Annotated in this window: 24 protein-coding genes; 15 read left to right on the top strand and 9 right to left on the bottom strand. The window is 37.7% G+C overall.

From position 1 onward, the window contains the following. Window positions 1-67: 67 nt before the first annotated feature. From ACQKEV_RS13325 to ACQKEV_RS13335, 3 genes are all read left to right on the top strand, one after another. Window positions 68-358 (top strand): DUF3221 domain-containing protein, encoded by a 291-nt coding sequence (locus ACQKEV_RS13325; protein ID WP_427446787.1) that lies wholly within the window; start codon window positions 68-70, stop codon window positions 356-358. A 109-nt stretch (window positions 359-467) separates the two neighbouring features. Then, the gene (locus ACQKEV_RS13330; protein WP_427446788.1) at window positions 468-908 is read left to right on the top strand and encodes an SRPBCC family protein; all 441 of its coding nucleotides are present in this window, start codon (window positions 468-470) and stop codon (window positions 906-908) included. A gap of 30 nt (window positions 909-938) precedes the next feature. After that, window positions 939-1,628, top strand: a complete 690-nt coding sequence (locus ACQKEV_RS13335; RefSeq protein WP_427446790.1) for an aspartate/glutamate racemase family protein — start codon at window positions 939-941, stop codon at window positions 1,626-1,628. A gap of 200 nt (window positions 1,629-1,828) precedes the next feature. Here ACQKEV_RS13335 and ACQKEV_RS13340 read toward each other — a convergent pair whose 3' ends face one another. Further along, window positions 1,829-2,242, bottom strand: a complete 414-nt coding sequence (locus ACQKEV_RS13340; RefSeq protein ID WP_427446792.1) for a VOC family protein — start codon at window positions 2,240-2,242, stop codon at window positions 1,829-1,831. 32 nt (window positions 2,243-2,274) lie between these two features. Beyond that, a complete protein-coding gene (locus tag ACQKEV_RS13345; RefSeq protein WP_427446793.1) occupies window positions 2,275-2,748 on the bottom strand; it encodes an SRPBCC family protein in 474 nt (157 codons plus the stop codon). A gap of 279 nt (window positions 2,749-3,027) precedes the next feature. Between ACQKEV_RS13345 and ACQKEV_RS13350 the strand changes: the two genes are divergently transcribed. From ACQKEV_RS13350 to ACQKEV_RS13380, 7 genes are all read left to right on the top strand, one after another. Beyond that, a complete protein-coding gene (locus tag ACQKEV_RS13350) occupies window positions 3,028-3,246 on the top strand; it encodes a hypothetical protein (protein ID WP_427446795.1) in 219 nt (72 codons plus the stop codon). 110 nt (window positions 3,247-3,356) lie between these two features. Continuing rightward, the gene (gene rlmD / locus ACQKEV_RS13355; RefSeq protein ID WP_427446797.1) at window positions 3,357-4,724 is read left to right on the top strand and encodes a 23S rRNA (uracil(1939)-C(5))-methyltransferase RlmD; all 1,368 of its coding nucleotides are present in this window, start codon (window positions 3,357-3,359) and stop codon (window positions 4,722-4,724) included. Window positions 4,725-4,965: 241 nt separating this feature from the next. Next, the gene (locus ACQKEV_RS13360; RefSeq protein WP_427446799.1) at window positions 4,966-5,706 is read left to right on the top strand and encodes a hypothetical protein; all 741 of its coding nucleotides are present in this window, start codon (window positions 4,966-4,968) and stop codon (window positions 5,704-5,706) included. A 474-nt stretch (window positions 5,707-6,180) separates the two neighbouring features. Continuing rightward, on the top strand, window positions 6,181-7,143 hold the full coding sequence (locus ACQKEV_RS13365) for a tRNA dihydrouridine synthase (protein ID WP_427446801.1): 963 nt from the start codon (window positions 6,181-6,183) through the stop codon (window positions 7,141-7,143). A 532-nt stretch (window positions 7,144-7,675) separates the two neighbouring features. Next, entirely contained in the window at window positions 7,676-8,902 is a 1,227-nt protein-coding gene (gene sstT / locus ACQKEV_RS13370) for a serine/threonine transporter SstT (RefSeq protein ID WP_427446803.1), read from the top strand. A 327-nt stretch (window positions 8,903-9,229) separates the two neighbouring features. Then, window positions 9,230-9,625, top strand: a complete 396-nt coding sequence (locus ACQKEV_RS13375) for a VOC family protein (protein WP_427446805.1) — start codon at window positions 9,230-9,232, stop codon at window positions 9,623-9,625. 34 nt (window positions 9,626-9,659) lie between these two features. Further along, window positions 9,660-9,923 (top strand): zinc ribbon domain-containing protein, encoded by a 264-nt coding sequence (locus ACQKEV_RS13380; RefSeq protein ID WP_427446806.1) that lies wholly within the window; start codon window positions 9,660-9,662, stop codon window positions 9,921-9,923. Between the two features lie 119 nt (window positions 9,924-10,042). On the opposite strand, the gene ACQKEV_RS13385 is transcribed toward ACQKEV_RS13380, so the two are convergent. Both ACQKEV_RS13385 and ACQKEV_RS13390 read right to left on the bottom strand, forming a co-directional pair. Continuing rightward, window positions 10,043-11,602, bottom strand: coding sequence for a glycine betaine uptake BCCT transporter (locus ACQKEV_RS13385; RefSeq protein WP_427446807.1), 1,560 nt, complete (start codon window positions 11,600-11,602; stop codon window positions 10,043-10,045). Window positions 11,603-11,675: 73 nt separating this feature from the next. Next, window positions 11,676-12,332, bottom strand: a complete 657-nt coding sequence (locus ACQKEV_RS13390) for a hypothetical protein (protein ID WP_427446809.1) — start codon at window positions 12,330-12,332, stop codon at window positions 11,676-11,678. Window positions 12,333-12,917: 585 nt separating this feature from the next. On the opposite strand from ACQKEV_RS13390, the gene ACQKEV_RS13395 reads away from it, so the two are divergent. Further along, complete coding sequence (locus ACQKEV_RS13395) at window positions 12,918-14,534, top strand: DUF2075 domain-containing protein (protein ID WP_427446811.1); 1,617 nt, start codon at window positions 12,918-12,920, stop codon at window positions 14,532-14,534. Window positions 14,535-14,670: 136 nt separating this feature from the next. Here the strand turns inward: ACQKEV_RS13395 and ptsG are convergent, their stop codons facing one another. Next, window positions 14,671-16,737 carry a glucose-specific PTS transporter subunit IIBC gene (gene ptsG / locus ACQKEV_RS13400; RefSeq protein WP_427446813.1) on the bottom strand — a complete coding sequence of 689 codons (2,067 nt, stop codon included), beginning with the start codon at window positions 16,735-16,737 and terminating at the stop codon, window positions 14,671-14,673. 204 nt (window positions 16,738-16,941) lie between these two features. Next, window positions 16,942-17,784 carry a glucose PTS transporter transcription antiterminator GlcT gene (gene glcT, locus ACQKEV_RS13405; protein ID WP_427446815.1) on the bottom strand — a complete coding sequence of 281 codons (843 nt, stop codon included), beginning with the start codon at window positions 17,782-17,784 and terminating at the stop codon, window positions 16,942-16,944. Between the two features lie 272 nt (window positions 17,785-18,056). Here glcT and ACQKEV_RS13410 point away from each other — a divergent pair, with 272 nt between their 5' ends. Further along, window positions 18,057-18,920, top strand: a complete 864-nt coding sequence (locus ACQKEV_RS13410) for an HAD family hydrolase (protein ID WP_427446817.1) — start codon at window positions 18,057-18,059, stop codon at window positions 18,918-18,920. Between the two features lie 224 nt (window positions 18,921-19,144). Continuing rightward, window positions 19,145-19,912, top strand: a complete 768-nt coding sequence (locus ACQKEV_RS13415; RefSeq protein ID WP_427446818.1) for a DUF6710 family protein — start codon at window positions 19,145-19,147, stop codon at window positions 19,910-19,912. A 185-nt stretch (window positions 19,913-20,097) separates the two neighbouring features. Here ACQKEV_RS13415 and ACQKEV_RS13420 read toward each other — a convergent pair whose 3' ends face one another. Beyond that, window positions 20,098-20,724, bottom strand: coding sequence for a restriction endonuclease (locus tag ACQKEV_RS13420; protein ID WP_427446820.1), 627 nt, complete (start codon window positions 20,722-20,724; stop codon window positions 20,098-20,100). A gap of 263 nt (window positions 20,725-20,987) precedes the next feature. Between ACQKEV_RS13420 and ACQKEV_RS13425 the strand changes: the two genes are divergently transcribed. Both ACQKEV_RS13425 and ACQKEV_RS13430 read left to right on the top strand, forming a co-directional pair. Beyond that, a complete protein-coding gene (locus ACQKEV_RS13425) occupies window positions 20,988-21,689 on the top strand; it encodes a hypothetical protein (RefSeq protein ID WP_427446822.1) in 702 nt (233 codons plus the stop codon). A gap of 1 nt (window position 21,690) precedes the next feature. Next, on the top strand, window positions 21,691-22,437 hold the full coding sequence (locus ACQKEV_RS13430; RefSeq protein ID WP_427446824.1) for a hypothetical protein: 747 nt from the start codon (window positions 21,691-21,693) through the stop codon (window positions 22,435-22,437). A gap of 101 nt (window positions 22,438-22,538) precedes the next feature. Here the strand turns inward: ACQKEV_RS13430 and ACQKEV_RS13435 are convergent, their stop codons facing one another. Together ACQKEV_RS13435 and ACQKEV_RS13440 are read right to left on the bottom strand one after the other, a co-directional pair. Beyond that, window positions 22,539-23,390: a zf-HC2 domain-containing protein gene (locus ACQKEV_RS13435; RefSeq protein WP_427446826.1), complete on the bottom strand. Its 852-nt coding sequence runs from the start codon at window positions 23,388-23,390 to the stop codon at window positions 22,539-22,541. Continuing rightward, a complete protein-coding gene (locus ACQKEV_RS13440; RefSeq protein ID WP_427446828.1) occupies window positions 23,380-23,862 on the bottom strand; it encodes an RNA polymerase sigma factor in 483 nt (160 codons plus the stop codon). Before ACQKEV_RS13440 ends, ACQKEV_RS13435 begins: the two co-directional genes overlap by 11 nt. Window positions 23,863-24,124 lie beyond the last annotated feature (262 nt).

Below are 24,124 nucleotides of genomic sequence, written 5' to 3' on the forward strand. Positions count from 1 at the left end.
AAGAGTTACTGGAACATTTAACCAGGTCAACCGTCTAATTCTGAAACGAAGTCAGGGGTGTTTCAATTTGAAAAGATTGTTGATTTTGATCGGAATACTATGCGCCATGTTGATGGGGTGCAATGATGAGAAAGGTGAAGGGGGAGCTCAAATCATCGGAACTGTCACAGATATAAGATCGGGCAGTATTTTAGTGGAAGAGGAAGATTCCGAAGTAGTTTGGGTGAACGTACCGGAAGAGGATTCGATAAGTAATTATAAAGTTGGCCAAGAAGTTTTTGTTTGGACAGATGGTTCATTAATGGAATCTGATCCACCTCAAGCGAATGCATTGCATATCGAAGTGGTGGATGAATAATATAAAAGTTTTCGAATTGTAGGAAGAACTTGTTGTTTTTTAAAAGGTGTTGGACAACCGATATTGAATATATAAGAATGACGAAATGTTAAAGGGGACACGGAAGTATATGGCTATTCAAGTACATACGAAATTTAAAATAATGAAACCAGCACATGAAGTGTTTAATGCCTTCATTGAACCAGAGCTCATGGCTAATTTTTGGTTTTCTTCGGCGTCTGAAAAAATGGAAGAGGGCAAGACCATTACTTGGAGATATGAAGAATACAATGCAGAAGTTGAATTAACCGTAGTGGAAATTCATGAAGATCAGAAAATCGTCTTTAAGTGGGGGCCGGCAGAGGAAGAACACACGGTGACAATTACGCTGAACGAACTGGATGAAGCGTCCACAATCATTGAAGTAAACGAAACAGGTTGGAATGAAAATGATCCGGAATTAATAAATAACTTATTAGGGAACAAAGAGGGTTGGGTGTATATGCTGACCTGCTTAAAAGGATATTTGGAAAATGGCAGCACGAATCTGAGAGCAGCAATCGTGTTCTAATTGCGATTCAGCCGTGATGGGGGAATGTATATGAAAACGATTGGTCTAATAGGTGGCATGAGCTGGGAATCGACAGCTAAGTATTATCAACTAATCAACCAGGAAGTAAAGAGTCAATTAGGCGGATTACATTCAGCAAAGTGCATTCTGTATAGCGTAGACTTTGCCGAGACGCAACGTTTTCAAGCAACAGGTGAATGGGAAAAAGCTGGTCGTTTATTAGGTGATGCGGCACTGTCTCTGGAAAAAGCGGGAGCAGATTTTATTATCATCTGTACCAATACGATGCACAAAGTCATTACATACATCGAAGAAAAAATCAGCATTCCTGTTTTACATATTGCGGACGCCACAGCAAATCAAATTCTAAAGTCTGATGTACGAACCATTGGGTTACTCGGAACCAAATATACGATGGAACAAGACTTTTATAAATCGCGTATTGAATCTAATGGAATCAAGGTTTTGGTGCCAACTAGTGAAGATCGAGAAGTAATAAATAGGGTGATTTTTGAAGAGTTGTGCCTCGGGAATATTCAGCAATCGTCAAGGAGGTCCTATCAGAATGTGATTCAGAAATTGGTCGATGATGGAGCTGAAGGCATAATCTTGGGGTGTACAGAAATTGGATTGTTAATAAGACCGGAAGACGCGGAAGTTCCATTGTTTGATACGACGGTGATACATGCTTTGGAAGCCGTTAAGAGAGCCTTAGAATAGAAATTTCTTGGGGGTTAAAAAATGAATGTCATTTTTACTGTTTTTATCATAGCTTTAAGCATAATTGGAATCATTTCATTCTCAATTTTTATAGTAGGATTATTAAAAAAGATCATCTTGCGAAGCAGACTTATTAAAGAGGTAAAGAATAAATAAGATTAAAGACGAAGGGGACTTCTTATAATGGAAGCCCCCTTGCATTATTCATTAATGGGAAGACTCAATTGCCACGAAACACCGAACCGGTCGTTAATCCACCCGAATTTTGCGCTGAACGGATAGGCTCCAAGGGGCATTAACACTTTGCCATCCTGTGATAATTTCTCGAAAGCTTGCTCCACTTCTTCCGCTGTGTCACATGTCACGAACAATGAAATCGAAGGTGTGAATGTAAAAGCATGCTGAACATAACTATCAATCGCCATGAACTCTTGCCCTTTAATAGAGAATGTGGCATGCATGACCGAACCTTCTTTGCCACTTTCGTTCGCTCCATAACGAGTGATGTTAATGATTTCAGACTCAGAAAATAGTGACGTATACGTATTGATTGCTTCTTCTGCATTCCCCTCAAACATTAAAAATGAATGGATTTTTTGTTTTGCCTGTCCCATGTCAACACTCCTTTTTCGACTCTACTATCAGTTTACAATGAAACCAACCGTACCCCAAGTGAATTGGAAATCCCTTTTGCGCCTTCATTCATCACTTGGTTATGATTCCATATGAAGGCAGGTCGTAGTAGGGGAGCCAATGTATTCATCCATTTTTTATTGGATTTCACGTTCCATATACATTGCACATGAGTGATGGAACCTTTCTGAGACAGCTTCCAAATACCGCTGCCTTCTAACTCACCGTACGCCTTAATTTCAAGGTAAGTAGGGTTGTTAATTTTCACGACTTCGGATTCGAACGAAAGTTGATATGGTAACTTGGTCTGGAAAAACAGCTTAAAACGATCCCCAACACCAATCTTAGCCGAACCTTCCTCTATTCTTTTTGAGTCCAACCCCTTCCACCAGTCCCCATAGTTGAACTCATTGATGAGTCCCCAAATCTGTTCGATGTCTGCTTCAAACTGCCAGTTAGTTTCGAAATGATAGTGTTTTATTGGCATCATTGATTCCTCCACAATTAAAAATGATATAACCCCAGTCAAACGGCTGGTAACCCCAATTAACCGCATGGCAACCCCAATTAACTACTTGTTTACCCCGATTAAACGTGTCTTTACCCCATTTAACTATTGGGAATCCATAAATGTTTATTTGAATACATACCCGTCTTTCCAACATTTCATTACTTCTTTGTAAATGGACGGCTGATTTGTGTTCTCCAGAGTGACTACACATTCATTTGGCAAACTTCATAAGGTAATCAAAAGGAGTGATTTTGTATGAACTGGCAACATAAAATTATGCACTTAATTGGACATCCGATCGGGGTTTCATTTACAAATGGTCAAGGAACTTCCGGTATATTATGTAATGCTGATGGCGAAGAACTTTATATTATGGAGTATTTGTATCATACGCAGTTTGCGATTAAGCATTATGAATATCATACGATTCAAGACATCAATCCATTTCCACCTTGTCAACAGCCTCTGTATTAGGAGAGGTCGTCGTATAAAACCTGTAAAGTGAATAGAAAAAGGGGTTAAGCCATTCTGCTTTTTTCATGCCTTCATGCTACAATAAAAGCAATTGAAATGGAGGAAGTTGAATGTCTTTACCAGTACAAAAAAACGACCGAATCACGGTTCATATAGAAGATTTGACACACGACGGAGCGGGAGTCGCTAAAGTAAATGGCTACCCGTTATTTATCGTTGGCGCATTGCCAGGAGAAATGGCGGAAGTCCATGTCCTGAAAACCTTGAAATCATATGGCTTTGCCAAATTAATTGAAGTCATCAAACCATCTGAACATCGTGTTGCACCACCTTGTCATGTATTTGACCAATGTGGCGGCTGCCAAGTTCAGCACTTATCCTACGAAGGACAGCTTCTGTGGAAACAGCAAATGGTTAAAAATGCGATGACGAGAATTGGCAAACTGCCTGATGTACCAGTCTTACCGGTAAAAGGAATGGACAACCCTTGGCGTTACCGGAACAAATCCCAAATTCCATTCGGATTGCAAGACGGACGAGTGGTCGGTGGATTCTATCAGACGCGTTCACATGAAATCGTCGACACGGATATCTGCATCATCCAGACAGAAGAAGCAGACGACATCCTGCGTGAATTGAAGAAAGAATTCGGCAACCTTGGGATTATGCCATATGACGAAAAATCTCACCAAGGCATGCTGCGACATGTTGTAGTACGTAAAGGTCGTGCAACTGGTGAAATCATGGTCGTTCTCATCACAAAGAAAAAGAAATTCAAGGAAAAAGACGAAGCATTGGCAGCGATTAAACGCATTCTGCCACAAGTCACTTCCATCGTTCAAAACGTAAACGAAGAAAAAACAAACGTGATCTTTGGAGACAAGACGATTACACTTTGGGGCAAAGATGCGATTGAAGATTTGATCGGGGACGTACGATTTGAAATCTCAGCGCGTTCGTTCTATCAAGTGAATCCAGAGCAAACGGAAGTCCTATACCAACAAGCACTGGATTATGCTCAGCTGACAGGTGGAGAAACCGTCATCGATGCCTACTGCGGAATCGGCACGATCTCATTGTTCCTTGCTAAACAAGCGAAACAAGTGCTAGGTGTGGAAATCGTGCCACAAGCCATCGAAGACGCTAAACGTAATGCCGAGATCAATGGCTTTACGAACACGTACTTCGAAGCAGGTCCTGCAGAAGTCGTCATTCCGAACTGGTACAAAGAAGGAAAAACGGCAGATGTACTAGTAGTCGATCCTCCTCGTAAAGGATGCGACGAAGCATTATTGCAGACAATCTTGGAACAAAAGCCGAAGCGAGTGGTTTATGTATCATGTAATCCAGGTACCTTGGCAAGAGATTTGCGCATATTAGAAGATGGTGGGTATGTGACGCAAGAAGTGCAGCCAGTCGATATGTTCCCGCAGACTACGCATTGTGAAGCGGTGGCATGGTTGGAGCTTAAAAAGTAAAGAGTTTATTCATGGGGTTGTCCTAAAAGTCATAAAAAATGACTTTTAAGGGCAACCCTCTTTTCATTTGAAAATGACACTGTAGATTTCCGTTACATGCGGACGTTTTCCACTACAATCTAAGCGCATAAATCAATGGTATGAAAAACCAATAAATCTGTGAATGATTAATAATTCATTTTAATTTAACAAATTGCATACATCTTAGTGACGGAATAATAATTTTTAGGAGGTCGACACGTTGAACAACTATTTCAATGATTACGATAGTCCTCATAGAGCTTATATACTTGATAAACAAATAGGAGATGTAAATGGCGACGAAATACCGGATACGGTTTATCTAGTAGGTGAAAAGACAGAGAATCCCTTTTATGAAAAAATAAAAGTGATCGTACAGGACGGCAGGACGATGCAGTGGTATGTTATTCCTTTGTATTCAAAATACAGTATGGCTTATACTCCATGGCTGACTCTTGTCAACTTTACTAACTCAAATACGAAGGAGATTATGGTAAATCTCCCTGTAGGAGGAAGCGGGGCACTAACATATTACTATGTCATATCATTTTTCAATAACAATGCAGAATATATTCTTGACCCAGAGCAATTTATGGGCCTTTCAGAAACCTTGGGATTTAAAGTTATATATATGGATAATTATAAAGTGCTTGTTAAAAGTGAAAAACTTAATCAATCCTATACATTGGATGTAAGCGCCAGAAAAGAAGTTTATGAGGGAACAGTTTATGACAAAGACGGCAAGCTCATCGAACCGCGTGAAGGATTTGTAATTGATTTTCCCCATCTAAACCCTGTAAAAATAGACGGAACTGTGCCATATAAGCTGGAGGGACAGTATGATATAGCTGGAACATCACATGCTGACCAGCTTGGATATATCGTATTATACTGGAAATATACGGGGCATAATAAATCCTGGGTTTTAGATCCTGAAATGTTTTTTGTTATGCTTGAGTAAATGAGTACTTAATAATTGTCTTAAAGAGACAGGATAATTAGATTTAGTGAAGTTAAATGCTAACTTTACTTTTCTAGTTATTGGTCTTTTTTATCTTGTATCATTCCTTACAGGGGAGATATTTTTTTGGACAAACAGAACATAGCGTTTGCTTAGTTGGAATTGAAGAAATAATTCAAAAGGAAGTCCAGAATCTTATAATGGATTCGAGGACTTCCTTTGCGTTAATGATAAATCTTAGTATACTGATTCTAAAAGTTCCCGTATTTATAGGCACTTCTCAACATGTCCCATTCAGGACTGATTTTTGTTAAAATAAACATTTCTAATCTTTTCAATAGATATCCATGTGCACTTGTTTTTGATGAAAAGTTATTAAGCATGTTATAAGTGAAAAAGAATTGAAATATTTGGATTTATATGTTTGGACTAGAGTTTAAAGTTGTATTCATCATGAGAGGAATTGAGTTTGAAATGATAGAAAATTTTTGGCGTGATTTACCACGACCATTTTTTGTACTTGCACCAATGGAAGATGTGACGGATGTTGTTTTTCGCCATGTAGTGAGTGCAGCAGGTAAACCAGATGTGTTTTTTACAGAGTTTGCAAACACGGAGAGTTATTGTCACCCAGAAGGTAATCAGAGTGTGCGTGGACGTTTGCTTTTTACAGAAGATGAACAGCCTATGGTTGCCCATATCTGGGGGGACAAGCCCGAATATTTTCGGCAAATGAGTATTGGAATGGCGGAACTTGGATTTAAGGGAGTGGACATCAACATGGGTTGTCCCGTCCCTAATGTTGCTACCAGAGGCAAGGGGAGCGGTCTAATTCTCCGTCCAGAAGTCGCTGCAGATATCATTCAAGCCGCAAAAGCGGGAGGATTACCTGTAAGTGTGAAGACAAGGCTTGGTTACACGGAAGTAGAGGAGTGGCAGGATTGGCTCGCCCACATACTAGAACAAGACATTGCAAATCTTTCAATCCATCTGCGTACCAGGAAGGAAATGAGCCAAGTAGATGCTCATTGGGAGCTGATTCCTGAAATCAAGAAACTTCGTGACGCGATAGCACCAGATACACTTTTGACGATCAATGGGGATATTCCTGACCGGCAAACTGGCTTGAAGCTCGCTGAACAATATGGTATTGATGGTGTTATGATCGGGCGAGGTATTTTTCAAAATCCTTTTGCTTTTGAAAAAGAGCCAAAAGAGCATAGCAGTAAAGAATATCTTGATCTTTTAAGACTGCAGCTTGATCTTCAAGATCAATATGCGGATGCACTTCCACGTTCGATTACAGGGCTTCATCGCTTTTTCAAAATTTATGTCAAAGGATTCCGTGGAGCTGCTGAATTAAGAAATCAATTGATGAGCACAAAGTCAACAGATGAAGTGCGTACATTGCTCGATAACTTTGGGGAAGAATATTGATCAGACATGCCACTGTGTCCGAAACAATCATGAAAATACAAACATTCAGGATAGTTTAAATCAACATGATTGGTTTTGACACAGGGGCACAAAGTTTAAGCTATTCCATTCATACACGCATAACGTCTCTACTTGCCAAAAGTAGGGGCGTTTTTATGTTGAGTTTGTTTTGAAGAATGCAGGAAAATAATTATGGTTTTTAGTGGAATAAATCTTTGTAGAATAGTAATACACATTAAATATATAGGGTTTAGTATAGACGAAACCTGATTAAATTATAAGAACATTCAATTAATTGTATGCATTGCAATAGTAATGATAGTATTGTAAAATATCGAAATATTCATTACAATGCAGATAGTTGGAATGATAGTTGTGTTTAAAATGTGGGATGAAACAGTCATGTGATTCCTTGCCAATCACATAGGTTGGAATTCAATTTTCTCCTTCAATCCTTCTGATGCTATGGGAGATGAATAAAGCGTAATTGGTTATAGTGCTACTTGATTTGAAACTAGTAGGGGGAATATTTATGAAACTATTGAAAATGTGGAATCAGATAAGTCTGGTAAAGCAAATATCTATTGGCTTGATTCTTGGGATAATCCTGGCGGTTTTGATTCCGGAAACAGCGAAATCTGTGACCATATTAGGTTCTTTATTTGTAGGTGCACTAAAAGCAATCGCTCCTGTCTTGGTGCTGTTCTTGGTGATGGCGTCGATCGCCCAGCACAGAAGTGGCCAGCAAACAAATATGAAATCAATCATCTTCCTGTACCTATTGGGGACGTTTTTAGCTGGATTAATAGCTGTAATTGTTAGTTTTATTTTCCCTGTAAGTATAACACTTACAAAGGGTGCTGAGGATTTGGCGGCTCCTGGCGGTGTAGTTGAGGTTCTTAAAACATTAGTGTTAAACATTGTCGATAATCCTGTCAGTGCGCTTTACAATGCTAACTATATTGGTATTTTAGCTTGGGCTATTGTCCTTGGATTGGCGTTAAGAACTGCCTCTGATACAACAAAAACGTTAATAGCAAATTTCTCCGATGCTGTAACCAAAATGGTTGGATGGGTCATTAAGTTCGCGCCATTTGGTATTATGGGTCTAGTGATCGAGTCGATAACTACAAATGGAATTGCGTCGTTGCTAAGCTATGGTAAATTGCTTGCCGTTTTGATTGGATGTATGTTCTTTGTGGCTCTTGTGGTCAACCCACTCATCGTATATGTAAACATACGCCAGAACCCATATCCACTTGTATTGAAGTGCTTAAAGGAAAGCGGTATTACAGCATTCTTTACACGCAGCTCTGCTGCAAACATTCCTGTAAATATGACATTATGTGAAAAGCTAGGTTTGGATAAAGACACTTATTCTGTATCCATTCCATTAGGTGCTACAGTCAATATGGCTGGTGCTGCAGTTACGATTTCTGTTTTAACACTTGCTGCAGTGCATACACTTGGAATTCAAGTGGACATTCCTACAGCCATTATTCTAAGCGTATTGTCAGCTGTTTGTGCTTGTGGTGCCTCTGGTGTTGCTGGTGGTTCACTATTGCTGATTCCTTTAGCGTGTAGCTTGTTTGGAATCCCTGCTGATGTTGCTATGCAGGTAGTTGGTGTAGGCTTCATTATTGGTGTTTTACAAGATTCATTTGAAACAGCCCTTAATTCATCAACAGACGTTCTTTTTACAGCAACAGCTGAATATAAGAAGCGTCGTAAGGAAGGGAAAATAGTATTTAATAAGTAGTTGGAAAGCAAAAGAATTTAGCTTTACTCGTGCGAACCCCCTATGCCGGAAATGCTCTTGTAATTATTAAGAGTGAACCGATATAAGGGGGTTTTATTTTCTTGAAAAATCCTGAGGTTTTGGCAATGCTTCGACATGAACATATTTTGAAAATGAAATAAATTAAAACGGTCATTCGAAAGGAATCAACTATAAGATATTCCCCTGTGTCCGAAACACTGAAAAAATTTTAATCTAGTTAAAAAGGAACCTGGTCAACAGACAGAGAATACTTACATGATAGAAACTTCTTTTGACAAAGATGTAATCAAAATTCAGGAGGTCATTATGGGAAGATTAGTACACTTTGAAATTCATGTGAATGATATGGAACAGGCAAAGAAATTTTATGGCGAGGTATTTGGATGGTCATTTCAAGATTATAGTGAATATGCAGGGATGCCTTACTTTGGAGCTGTGACTGGTGATGAAAATGAACCTGGAATCAATGGGGCTCTAATGCAGCGTCAAAGTGCACCGCCGGAATCCGGCCAAGCTTTAAATGGATTTGCTTGTACAATGGGCGTGGAAAACTACGATTTAACAGAAGCTAAAATTATTGAAAATGGCGGCAAGGTTGCAATGGCCAAATATGCTTTGCCTGGAATGGCTTGGCAAGGGTATTATATTGATACCGAAGGCAATATTTTTGGCATTCATCAACCCGATGTAAACGCAAAATAAAATTCATGATAACACCTATAGCAGGAGAGTAGAAATGGAAAAACAATATAAAAATTGTCAAAGCTGTGGAATGCCACTTGCCCGTGATGAAAAGGGCGGCGGGACGGAAGCAAACGGAGAAAAAAGCAAAAAATACTGTAGCCATTGCTATGAAAACGGTGTCTTTACCCATCCGGATTTAACCGCAGAACAAATGAAGGAACTAGTAAAGCAAAAGCTAATCGAGTTCAAAATCCCAAAATTCCTAACGGGCTTCTTTACAAGAAATATCCCTAAACTTGAACGCTGGGCTAAATAAGAATTTTCATAAATTTCTAACGGGCTAATTTACGGGGACATTTATAAGCTTGAACTTTGGACGAAATAACTTCATATACACAAAAAAATGGAGCCACAAAAGGCTCCATTTTTTTCGATTCAAATATTTTTAAACGAAGATGGTGTCGTTTTTCTTACCACTGTTCTATGACTTTTACTTCTTGGTTGTATTTCCAATTCACTTTGCAGCCCTTTCAGCAAGGAGTAGCACATGAAGATCATTATGATAGCGAATGGAAATGCTGCTGCAATAGAAGCTGTTTGCAATACTTCTAATCCACCCGATATTAGCAGGACTGCTGCTACTGCTGATTGAATAATGCCCCATGTCATTTTGATTTTATTGGAAGGATTCAATGTACCACCTTCACTCAACATGCCTAATACAAAGGTAGACGTATCTGCAACGGTTACGTAGTAAATAGCAACAAGAGCAAATCCCATAAGGCTTAATACGGAACTTAACGGAAGATGATCAAAGAATGTGAAAATTGCCAGAGATACATTGTCCTTAATGTAGGTGGCCAGTTCATGGTTTTCTGAGTTGACAACCATGTCAAGAGCGGAACCGCCAAAGATAGACATCCAAATACACGTACCTAGTGTCGGAACGATTAACACGCCGATGACAAACTCTTTTACCGTTCTTCCCCTAGAAATTCGAGCGATGAACATGCCGACAAACGGTGCCCATGCAATCCACCAAGCCCAATAAAATAATGTCCAGGATGCAATCCATTCTCCTTCACCAAATGGTCTCATCCTTAAACTCATTTGGACAAAATCATTGATATAGAGACCAGACGTATTAAAGAATACTTTAATGATGGTCAGGGTTGGACCGACAATTAATATTAATAACAAAATAGCAAACGATATAATCATGGCCGCGTTTGATAAGTATTGAATTCCCTTCTCCAAACCAGTGTTGATTGAAATCAGGAAAATAACTGTAGCTACGGCAATAACAATCAACTGAACAAGTAACGTATTGGGAGCACCGAATATGGAATGCATCCCTGCAGTAACTTGTAAGGCTCCAAGGCCAAGAGATGTGGCAATGCCAAAGACAGTTGCAAATACAGACAGAATATCAATTGTTTTACCAATGGGTCCATAAATTCTTTCTTTTAGCAACGGATAGAAAACAGAACTAATGGCTGCAGGCAGTTTTTTGTTATATTGGCATAGAGCAAGAGCTAGTCCAATAACCGTGTAAATCGCCCAAGGATGAAGACCCCAATGGAAAAAGGTATATTTCATGGCCGTATTGGCAGCATCAATTGTATAGCCTTCTCCATATGGAGGGGTCGTATAGTGAGTGATTGGCTCAGCGACACTCCAGTAAACAATCCCAATACCCATTCCTGCTCCAAACAACATGGCTAGCCAGGATGCGGTATTGAAATCAGGACGGTCTGTCTGCTTGCCTAACCGAATATGGCCATACTTTGAAAACAGCAAATAGATGGAAAAAATCACAAAGAAAAGGGTAGCGCCAATATAAACCCATCCAAGATAATCAATGGATGCATTATAAATGGTATCGGTTACTTTGGTAAGTAAATCTGTGAAAAAGACCCCCCATGCAATGAAGATAAGGGTCAATATAAGTGAAATGATAAATACACTATTTTCTTTTAGCTTATTAACGTTCATGTAAACCTCCAACAGAAATAAAATGTGAAATTAAAAGGCAGATAAGTCCGATTGTGAAGATGAAATCAAGAAATTATTGATCAAGTAGGTTATAGAGAAATTCCCATTTTTCAGTGTTCATCAACTCTTCAAGTGCCAACTCTAAATTGCCACCGAGAAATACAGTATTGCCTTGCATAGCGATCACCATCGCTTCGATTGATTCGTCTTTATCATTGCTTCTATACACATCCCCTATAGATGGCAGCATATCAGCATTGAAGTTCGAAAGGTCATTCAAGCTGTTGTCCTCTATATTTTGAATGTCTCTATATTCAATCGGGTTGCTGTGTTCATGGCGGCCTGGAACCATCAAAAGATACTCATTATGCCTAACCCCATTAGACTTGCTCGTAACAACACCTTTGGATTCAACGGATGCCACGACCTCGATTTCATTAAGAGAATAATGATCCAAGTAATCAGGATTCGGATTAGTAATTAAAATATAGTCTCCTTCTTCAGCTTTTCGATCCTTGCTGAGAGTATAGATGTTTTTATTGAAAATAAAGCTATCCAGCTCCTTTGGCTGGTACTTATCGATTTCCGCCGCACTGCTTAAATGCTGTGATAAATCCCTCAATTTCATAAGATGGACAGATTTTCTATACATAGGTTTTACCGAATAAACCTTGTGTAATTCATTCTGAAAATATACTATTTGCCCTTTTCTAACTTGATACAATTTCACAGAAAGCTCACCCTCCAATAATTACGCATTTAATTATTTCTAATATTTTTATAGACCCTATTTCTATTTAAGGATTCTAAATGACCAAATTTAGTATTCCCTAACCAATTCAAATTAAACAAAATCAGTGATTTACAGAAAAATTCGACAGCGAGAAAATCGATAAAATTTTTAAAAGAGAAAAGTAAGTTTATGGAACATTAACTTATTCTAGATTTATTTCTCATGTTCTATATGGAATCAAGGCAATTTTAAGGCCACTAGTCGAGAATGATAAAAACCCCAGGCACCTGCGATTCGCTGGTACCTGGGGTTTAAAAGTTAATTACATATTTCAGTTGTCTCCATCAATAATATCAACAATGTCTTGCTCATTCGCATTCACATTGCCAGATTTCTTGATGTTCACAGTTTGTCCTGCTGCCAAATTCGAAAATACGATTGGCGTGATAGTTGGAGTTGGTATTCTGCTTTTTAAAATCAGTAAATTTCGAACAATATACTTGAAATTAAAATGGTATAATTTACAAAAACGCTTTAAGGCTTTTGGATGAGTTATCCGATATAGAGAGAGGGTGCGTGAAAATGAGTAGTGTGGAAATTAGGAAATGGCCATTTGATAAAACTGCTTTGAATACGATTGAAAATGAATTTTTTTTGGATTACCCTGTAGTGTATTTTCTTAATAACCATACAACTGTATATATTGGTGAGACTGTCGCCTTCAAAAACCGTATGAAAGCGCATTTGAAAAATCCTGAAAGAAAAAAATTAAGTAAAATGACGTTAATAACCCATGAGAAATTTCACCGTTCAGCTACATATAATATAGAAACGAAATTGATTAATTATTTTTTAGGTGATGGTCGTTACAAGCTTCAGAATAAAAGTCAAACTATCCAAAACGTTGTACATAATTATTATGATAAGGATCTTTTTGATAAACAGATATTTGAGGAAATCTGGAAAAAACTATTAAGTGAAAAAATCGTGGATAATGCTAAACAGGTAATTGAAAATAGAGATGTATTTAAGTTGTCACCTTTTAAAGAATTATCTATTACGCAATTAGAGCTGAAAAACAAAATAATCGAAGTATGTGAAGAACATATTAATGATGATCAACCTTATGTCTTTATAATAAAAGGCGAAGCGGGTGTCGGAAAAAGTGTGGTGCTTAGTTCTGTATTTAATAGCATACAGGAACTTGCAGCGGACAAGAATTCTAAATTACTTGATACAAAGAATTTTTTACTTGTAAATCATACAGAAATGCTTAAGACATACAAAAGCATTGCAGAAAATGTGAAAGCTCTTAAGAAAAATAATTTTGAGAAACCAACAAGCTTTATTAACAAGCATAATTCAGATGAGAAAAAAGCAGATATCGTTTTAGTAGACGAAGCACATCTATTACTAAGTCGAGCTGATAGTTTTAATGGGTTTAATGGACAAAATCAATTAGAAGAAATTATCAAGAGGAGTCGTATCGTAATTGTTGTCTACGATGAAAAGCAAGTATTAAAGTTAAAGAGCTACTGGGATGAGTCCAAATTAAAAGCGATTCTAACTAACTGTGGTACAGAAGATCCATATATTTTAAAAGATCAGTTTCGAATGCAAGCTAGTGATGAAATGGTTAAATGGATTGATGAATTCGTTGAGAAAAAAATTACTAAGATGCCTTCTAATGATAAATATGACTTCCGTATTTTTGAATCAGCAAAGGAAATGCATGATGTAATAGCTAAGGAAAATAAAGAACATAGTTTATCAAGAGTTGTCGCTACATTTGACTACGAGCATAAGAAAGATGGAAATCACTACTTTATTGAAGAAGATGGATTGAAAATACCATGGAATTCTACTAGTAGTAAATTAACATGGGCTGAAAATGCATCTACTGTTAATGAAGCAGGTTCAATTTATACAATTCAAGGATTTGATTTAAATTTTGTTGGTGTAATTTTAGGTCCATCTGTATCCTACGATGAAAATAAAGATAACTTGAGGATTGTTACAAGAAACTATAGCGATACAGAAGCTTATAGAGGTAAAGATGGGATACATGATGTGGAAAAGGCCAAGGAACAAATAATACTTAATTCAATCAATGTATTAATGAAAAGAGGCATCCATGGTTTATACATTTATGCGAGTGATCCAAAGTTAAGAAAGAGATTATTAGAGCTGCAAAAATAGTAGTTTCTGGTTTGTTAGTGATATGAAAGTTTGATGTGCTTTTATAGAATTTTATTATTGAACCATTTAGAGATAAAAACCCCAGGCACCTGCGATAATTCGCTGGTACCTGGGGTTTAAAAGTTACTTACATATTTCAGTTGTTCCCATCACTAATCTCAACAATGTCTTGATCATTGGCATTCACATTGCCAGATTTCTTGATGTTCACTGTTTGTCCTGCTGCCAAATTCGTAAAGACGATTGGCGTGATAATAGATGGAGCGTTCTTTTCAACGTAATCCAAATCTACTTCCATCAAGACTTGGCCTTGTTTTACAAGTTCACCTTGTTCAATCTTCGAGGTAAATCCTTCACCTTTCAGCTTAACGGTATCAATTCCGAAGTGAATCAGGATTTCTGTGCCGTTATCAGCTACGAGGCCAATTGCATGTTTGGTAGGGAAGACAGTTACCACTTTACCGTTTACAGGTGAAACGACTTGACCATTGGAAGGTTTAATGGCAAATCCGTCGCCTACCATTTTTCCTGAGAATACTTGGTCAGGAACGTCTGTAATCGGCAAGATTTCTCCTGTAAGGGGACTACTGAACGCAAGTGTACTCGAGTGATCAGTTGCAACTTCTGTATCGTTCACTTCAACATTTTTCGGCGTTTCTTCTTGTTTGCGTGGAGCTTTGCCATTCATAATATCTTGCATTTGCCCGCGCAGACTGTCTGAAACTGGTCCGAAAATAGCTTGGATGTTGTTGCCGACTTCCATAACTCCGGAAGCGCCGAGTTTTTTCAATCTGTTTTTATCTACATTGCCTTTATCATTTACACTGACACGCAGACGTGTGATACATGCATCCAGGTGGTTAATATTTTCTTTTCCACCCATTGCTGCAAGAATCTCATAAGGAAGATCACCGACAACTTCGCCGTCTTTATCGTCAGCATCGTCTTCTTCACGACCTGGTGTCATCAAGTTGAACTTCTTAATCGCAAAACGGAAACCGAAGTAGTAAATGACAGCGAAGACTAGTCCTACAACAATTACCCAGAACCATTCAGTTCTACCTGGCATAACGCCGAATAGTAGGAAGTCAATCAAACCACCGGAGAAGGTCATTCCGATTTTAACGTCTAGCAAGTGCATCGTCATAAACGATAGTCCTGCGAAAACTGCATGGATACCGAATAATACTGGTGCTACGAACAAGAAAGAGAATTCAAGTGGTTCTGTAATTCCTGTTAAGAATGAAGTAAGAGCACCTGAAGCCATAATCCCACCGACAAGTTTTTTCTTCTCAGGACGAGCCGTGTGATAAATCGCCAGTGCCGCTGCCGGAAGACCGAACATCATGAACGGGAATTTACCTGTCATAAAGGTACCAGCTGTGAACTCTGTGCCATCTTCTAACTGTGCAAAGAAAATTCGTTGGTCGCCACGGAAAATTTCTCCAGCTGCATTTGTATATGTTCCAAATTCAAACCAAAATGGTGAATAGAAAATATGGTGCAACCCAAATGGAATTAATGAACGTTCAACTAAACCGAATACGAAAGCCGCAAGTGTGCGGTTTGTTTCCAACATGAAATGTGATAAACCGTTCAAGCCACTTTGAGCAAATGGCCAAACCATAAACATCACGATACCAAGTAGAACCGCAGAGAAAGCGGTAACAATTGGGACAAAACGTTTCCCTGCAAAGAAGCCAAGAAACTGCGGCAATTGAATGTTAAAGAACTTATTGTACAAAAATGCAGCTAATACACCGACGATAATACCACCGAATACACCCGTTTGTAGCGTAGGGGTACCTAAGACGGTGGCATAGGCAGGAGATTCGGTAACCATCTCTGGCGTTATATTGCCAATGGCTTTCATGGTCACATTCATAATCAAGTACCCGATAATCGCGGCGAGACCAGCTACACCGTCACCACCGGCTAGACCAATTGCCACTCCAACAGCAAACAGTAAAGGCAGATTATCAAATACAACCCCACCGGCCTGGGCCATGATGAACAATAACTTTTGAATCCAGTCAGCACCCATAAATGGCACTGCTTCAATAAATGAATCTTGTGCAAAACTTGTACCAAATGCAAGCAGAATACCTGCTGCTGGCAAAAGGGCTACCGGAAGCATCAACGCTTTACCGACCTTTTGCATAACGCCAAATAAATTAGTGGATCGAGCAGATTTAGTAGACATCGAAAATTCCTCCTTTTTAATCAAATGAGAGATGCAATAATGTAAATTCTGCTAATGAAAGGACACAAATAATCAATAACCACAAAATAAAAAGGCATGAGTAGAAAAGACAAGGTTAAAAAGGGGGGAGAAGTTCCCCACAGAAATAACCTGTAAATCTTTTCATACTCATGCCTGATCGAATCAGTAACACGTATGGTTGACTTAGGATTTATTTATTAAGCGTTGCAGATGAATCGTCAAATATAAGACTTCAGCTTCATCTACTGGTTTATTTAATTGATTTTGCATCACTTTTATTAGCTTCCACGCAAGAGTATAGCACACAGGATATTCTTTTTTCAACAATTCCTCCAGCTTGCTCTCTTTTTCAATCGGATTTCCTTTATGTGCCCGGTCAATGGCCCGGTGCAAATGCTGGATTAGCCTATGATAATCGACATCGTTCTTTTCCAGATGAATGGATAGGTTTTCCTCAATGATTTCAACCAGTTTTGTAATAAGAAGATTATATCGGTTGATGTCACGCAACGATTTGTCCGTTACCGCACTATGAATATGAAGCGCGATAAAACCGATTTCTCCTTCTGGAAACACCAGTTCCAGGTGATCTTCCACTTTTTTTACGACGCCTTTAGCGACTTGGTGCTCTTTTGGATACAAGGCCTCGATTTCATAAAGGAATGGATTGGAGAACTGCATATCTTTTTTAGCACGCCTAATCGCAAAAGCAAGATGGTCGGTTAGCGCTACATGAATATGCTCATTCAACTCTTTGTCCATTTGTTCTTCGATATAGAGAAGCAGTTCCTGGATAAAGGTAATGAGGTTTTCTTCAATATGAGGGAGCAGATTCACGTATTGCTCCTTTTCCTTCTCATCTTTCAGCAAAAACGTTTTATCCGCCTTATCAAAAGAGATGTCATCTCCTTTTTTTCGATCAAATCCAATGCCTTTTCCAATCAATACAACTTCTTTGAACGTATCATGATGGGCAATGACAACATTATTATTCAGCACTTTTTCTATCGTCAGTATCTGTTTCATAGCAGCCTCCATCCGCCGTCTGGTCTTTTCTTCTGCCAGATGGACTTGTACAAACAGACAATTTTTCTATCGTCGTTCAGTTATGTACACTTGTTTAACCTTCATTATATTCAAGAAAGAACATGAATCATACTTGGAAGTTGTGGAAAAATAGATGTTCCTTCTATTATACAGGAACACCTAAAAGAGTAGAGGTATATTCATTGAGTTTGGAAAACTCGAAGCGTATACTAGCTGAATGAATTCGATTTACATATTTAGGAGGAAGCACAATGAACGTAAAACCGAAAGCGATATTTTTAGACATGGACGGAACCATCTTAAATCATCACAACAAGGTAAGCATTCACACGAAAGAAATCATAGATGACCTGCGAAAAGAAGGGATTTTCGTTTTTATTGCGACTGGGAGAAACGCAGCGGAAATAAAAGAGATGCTGCCTGAAGGATTTGAAGTAGACGCGATGATCACCGCTAACGGCATGGCTGGCTATATCGGAGAAGAAGTAGTATTCGAGCATTCACTATCACGTGAACTAGTCGAAACGATCATCGACAAAGCACGGGAAAACAAAGTGTATTACGAGCTTTTCCCATACGGCCATTCTCGAAAGGTTTTACAGCAGGATAAAGAATATGTGTTAGATGAAATAAGAGAACCGAAGCCTGAATCAGTTGAAATCAATGAGTGGATTTCACGCCAAAAAGCGATTAAAGAAGAAATTGAGTGGACAGAAGAGATCACAGGAACGCATTTTTCGAAGTTTTACTTCTTCGCAAGAACCAAAGAAGCAATAAATAACTGGAAAATGGAACTGGAACAATTACAGAAAGAAATGCCATTCACGATGACACCTTCCTCTCCTCACAATGCAGAAGTCATGGTCGCAAACATCAGCAAAGCATCAGGAATCAAACAAATGCTGGAGCGATTTAACTTAACAGGCTGTGAAACGTTAGCCATCGGCGACAGTGACAACGACCTGAAAATGTTCGAGTTTGTCACTCACTCAGTGGCGATGAAAAATGCACCGGATCACATTAAAACGGTGGTGGATGATGTAACAGAATATAGTTGTGATGAGGATGGGGTTTATCATTATCTTAAGACGAACGTATTAGATGTGAAAATATAGTAGTGCTGGTATTAAAATAGAGTTAATCATTGCCCTGGAATCGTAATCTGATTCTGGGGCTTTTTGTGGTATCAGAACAGACATGCCAGTGTCAAATATGATCATATTTGACACTGGGGAACAAGGCTAAGGGATATATTATTCAAGGTTAAAGAGACAGATTAAGAAGAATTAATAGTCTAAAATCTTCATATGTTTAATTTACCTATGAAGGAGGCTTTGAAATGTTCGAATATAGAAAAAAGCATTCAAAAGGCTTCATGCATCACAATGAAGAATTCCATACATCATCAATCAATTTAGAAGCTAAAAACAACTTTGATATGATTATGGAATTTACTCAATCAGTTTTGAAAGAATCAAAGGATTTTAAGGAAATTGAAAATGGAATACATGTAAAGAATGAACATCCATTAATCGATGTTGTTAGATTAATTGGAAAGCAACTGCAATCTCTCTATTTATCGAACCTTTTATATGAAATAGATGAATCTGATTTACCAAATTTGTTTCCAAAAGAAGTGTTATTTGATCCAATAACCAGGATATCTAATGATGGTACAAAGTTTACAGATGTAATGAGAGAAGTAAAAATAGATAGAGCCATTTCTTTAAATCGGGATTTAGTATTACCATGGTCTTGGAAAAAATCTAGGTTGGTCACTTCTATCGCTCTGATTGGGGAAGGTAGAAAAATGGGACAGTGGTGTCAAGATTTCAATAATCACTATGTAGAATTATGGTTACCAATGGGGGTAGCATTTGTCCATGGAGGAAATCATTCAATATCAACTGGTATTATACAAGGCAAAGGAGAAGTAATTCCTAGGTCTGTTTATGACATTAGTGATGTGTACGATTATGTGTATTGTGATGGCTTCAACTATTACCGAAGCGAAGATGGATCCGTCCTTTCTAAAGTAACAAATGCTGAATTTGCAGCGATTTTTGAGATAGGCCGTATGATGAGGGAGATGTCCATAAGTTTTTAGCAGCCGAAATTGAATCTTCGGCTGCTTCGCTTTTATAGATAAAGTGTCGTATCTCTTATAAAGAATAACAGTAAAGCTTAATGCTTGAAGGTTTTAAGGAGAGCAAGATCATCCGCATACTACTGAGTAGGAAACAAATAATATTGCGAGGAATTTACTTCTGTAATTTGAAAATATAGTTTAATTCAAATTTTCCTTATCTTATCTTGAAAGTTAAACTTCCAAAAGTTTGCAAATATTTTTGGTTTATGAATTGAATTGGCTTGAGCTATCAATTTAATAAGTTGGTTTCTTCCAATCAAATGTACATCATTTACTTTAGCTAATGCAATTGCAGCTCTTGTATATTCATTATTCGTAACCACCCAAGCTTCATTAGCTTTATACACTTTAATTGATGAATTAACTTCTTGAATTGCTTTTACACCTACAGGTTTGCTATAACGTTTCACTTGAACTACAATTCGTTTTTTTCCTCTGTTTAATATCAAATCTGCACCGTTGTCTCCTGACGTTGCAGTTAATTCAACTTTGTATCCTCTAGATGCAAATAATTGTGCTAAAAAATTCTCAAACTCAACGCCATTCATCATATCAATATCCGATATATTAGATTTTTGTAACATGGATTTAATTGAATAAATACGATAAGTTTCCCAAGCTTTTGCAAATAAAAATGTAAGGATGCTCGTAAGGACTGCAACTCCTATGTCGTCAGTTAACATTAAAACAGTAAATCCTGAAATAGCAGATATCTTTACAAATATTTCTAAAGAATCCTGGTTTCTTTTAATTTTTTTGATAGCGAACACCATCCAATTAATGATCGTTATTAGAACTCTCCTTAAGATCCCCGCTTATAAGAATTTTATGTAGAAATAAAAGATATTGCTGTTACCATTCATTTTTAATATATTAATCGGTCTCATCTTGTTAATCTAAAGAGATTAGGAAATAGACCTATAAAAAGAAAATTTTGGAAGGTTTTTAGACTTGTTTGTCGAAGTTAAAAAGATGCTCACTAGAATTATGAGCTTGAAACGGTACAATCATTGCAATAAGGGGAATGATTTTCTTGGAGAATAACAATGTGGTGGAAGTGAGTGTGACAATATTAGCATGGTGTGTCGTAGCATGGATTGCATATCGACTATATAACAGACAATTAAATAAATCGAGAATCTGGAAAGTGCTAGTGGTCATGCTAGTCGGATTATTTTCGTTTTCAATTAATACTGAGATTTTCGGTACGTTGATGAGAATATCGATTTTACCGATAGGTGTATGGATTTTATATGCTTATTTCAGGAAAAAGAATGAGGAGTGGCAGACGTACCGGCCTTTTGCCTGGCTTGGTTTTGCAGCCAACTTTATCTTTCTCGCTTTTGCGTTGCTTGCGGTTCCCATTTTTCAGTTCATTTATCCAAGTGAACCTTCAATATTTCTTTCGAACATTGATAATGCTACCATTATCCCAATTCACGCTGGGGTAAAGCATGAGAAAATGGATAAAGAAAATGCTTTGGCAACCATCCTTGATTTCAGTGAAGAACCGATTCATAGCGAAGTCTGGTACCACAAAGCGGATTTGGGGGCGGATTCGACCAACACACAAGAAAAGTTTCCTTACCAACTAATTGGAGCTATCCCAAAATGGGGCAGTGGACTGATCTCTGTAGCTTATATTGAAGAAGATGGAAAAGGACTTTTGATATCCACTCCAAAAGAACAACATTATTTTCGCTTTAAACACTCTCTGATTGAGGGGGGAAATTAAGGTGTCAAAGAAAAAACTACTTATCATATTAAGTGTCATGGCCATATTGCTGATCTTAAGTTTGATTTATTGGATTACTTCTATTAATCCGAGTTCCTTTCCGGACAAGGACGAATTGATTGAGGAAATCAATCACATTTTCCCCCTAGCAAATGTAAAAGAGATTCAGGATACCATCGTGCTTGATGAAAAACATGTATTTGTTCCGTTTATATCGGAAGAGAACAATTATGGAGTCAGTCATTGGGTTTGGCAACAAAGAAAATGGAAGCTAGCGAGAGTCAATACAGGAGGAGAACCACATTCATGGCGCATTGAGGATGGAGATTTCTCCACTACTCACTTGGTGTGGAACATCTCACCTGAAATACCCATTGAAAAGTTGAAATTCTATCTGATAAAAGATCGGTCATTCCACATTACGGATGACATCGATTACTATGATCCAGGTGTTCAGCTCGAGAAAATGGTTGAACTCTCGGACACATCATACGGTACCATGCCATTGCCAGATAGTTGGTCATCCATTTTGGCTTCCTATACAGAGTTGGAGACAGCTAAACAGCCAGATATATTCAGTAATTTCTTTATAGAACATTATATGTATCTTGGCTGGATGGCCTATGATCGTTCCGGCAAAGTGCTACCCACTGTAAATGCGTTGAATGGAAGTGGCTTTACTGGTGGGGATGAACATATTGAGCATATTAGGTTACTGGATAAGTTAGAGATTGAAACAGCCGAGTAGCGATTCGAGTAATTATTAATGCCTGTCATCGAATGAAGTAGTTTATCACTTCACTGATGACAGGCATTTTATTTTGTATATTTACTCAATCCAAAGATGATTTAAACTAACATATTTTTTACAGGTTTTGTAATACGTTTTTGAAACAGCCAGCTCCCTAAAATGAACATAGTAATGATGATAAACACAATTGGTAACTGAAAGACAGTCCAATTTGATGGAGCATAATGTTTAATCTGAAATGCATTTTCAATTGTTTGTAGATAAGATTCTTGAAATTCATATTGCACAATCCATTGATCATTTGCCATCGCCACAGTTCCAATATCATAATCACTAGGAATGATCGGCTCTGTGATCTTTCCACCGTCTCCAATAACAAGTGCTGCTTGTGAATAATCAATTGGAAATGTATTAGTTGGACCTTTTTGTAAATATGTTAAATCATCTTCCATATTTTTAGTGGAAAACACAGCTAAATGCTCTAATTGTCCATTGTATTCTTGATAAATGGATTGTAGTGCTGCTTCATCAATAGTTGTCTGTGTCGATAAAACATCAAACGACTTTTCCATAATATCCTGCTTTTGTTGTTCAATTGCTTGTGCCTCTTCACGCTCATCGTTAAGATCGGATAACATGTTAAAAGAGTATATAAAAAGTACAACTGTTACGATGAGAGCAACCCAGAAGGAAATACTTAAAAAATTTGTAAAAATCTTTTGTGCTTTGAAAAAATGAGAGATCTTGTAAAAAGGTTTCTTTTGTTCTAAACGAGCTGGAATCTCTGTTTGCTCTTTCGTATTAAATTCAACACGCATTTGTTGCAGATGCTGAGCACATTGTTCGCATGTGTTGATGTGTTGCTCTACAAATCTTGAACTTTCTTCACTACATAGTTGATCTATATAAGACGGTAATAAATCTCGCACAATATAACATTCATTCTTCATTCAAACTCCCTCGCTCTCTTAATTTTAATTTGGCTCGGTAAAAGGTAACCCTTGCCCAATTCTCGTTTTTTAGGTGTATTTCTCCAATTTCTTTAAAGGTTAATCCGCCAAGAATACGAAGTAACACAATTTCTTTATACGGCTCCTCTAACAAATGAATCATCTGATAAAGTGCAATTTTATTTTCATTTTCAATAACGTTGTTTTCTACTGAAGGGTATTCGTTCAGTAAATGTGGTAATTGCGGTTGTTTGACCTGGTTATCAACGTATTTATAATATGTATATTTTGCAATTTGACAAAGCCAAACCGACATTTTACATTCGCCATTATAAGTATCAATTGAACGAACAGCTTGATAAAAAGTCTCTTGCGTCAGCTCTTCTGCAATGTCTACATTACGACAAAGTACCATTAAATATTTTAATACTTGATCCGCATATTCTTCATAAATCTCCGTAAGCTCACCCAATGTTCAACCTCCTTTCAACTTATATATCTAAAAAATCATCGTTTCGTTACAGACATTTTTAAATTTTTATAATTTGCTATATTTTATCATTTTTATATATGAAAAATTAGAAGTGGAAATGCATTCTGTTTGAGGCTAACATAGTCACATTCTTCATTTGATTCCATTCCGGGAGGGGTGTTTTCACTCGGATATTAATAAACAACAAAACCTCTTAAGGTGGAGTTCTGGAAAACTTGTTTTCCGGGGCTTTTTGAGTTGT

The organism is Paenisporosarcina sp. NPDC076907, from assembly GCF_050269735.1.
GTDB lineage: Bacteria > Bacillota > Bacilli > Bacillales_A > Planococcaceae > Paenisporosarcina.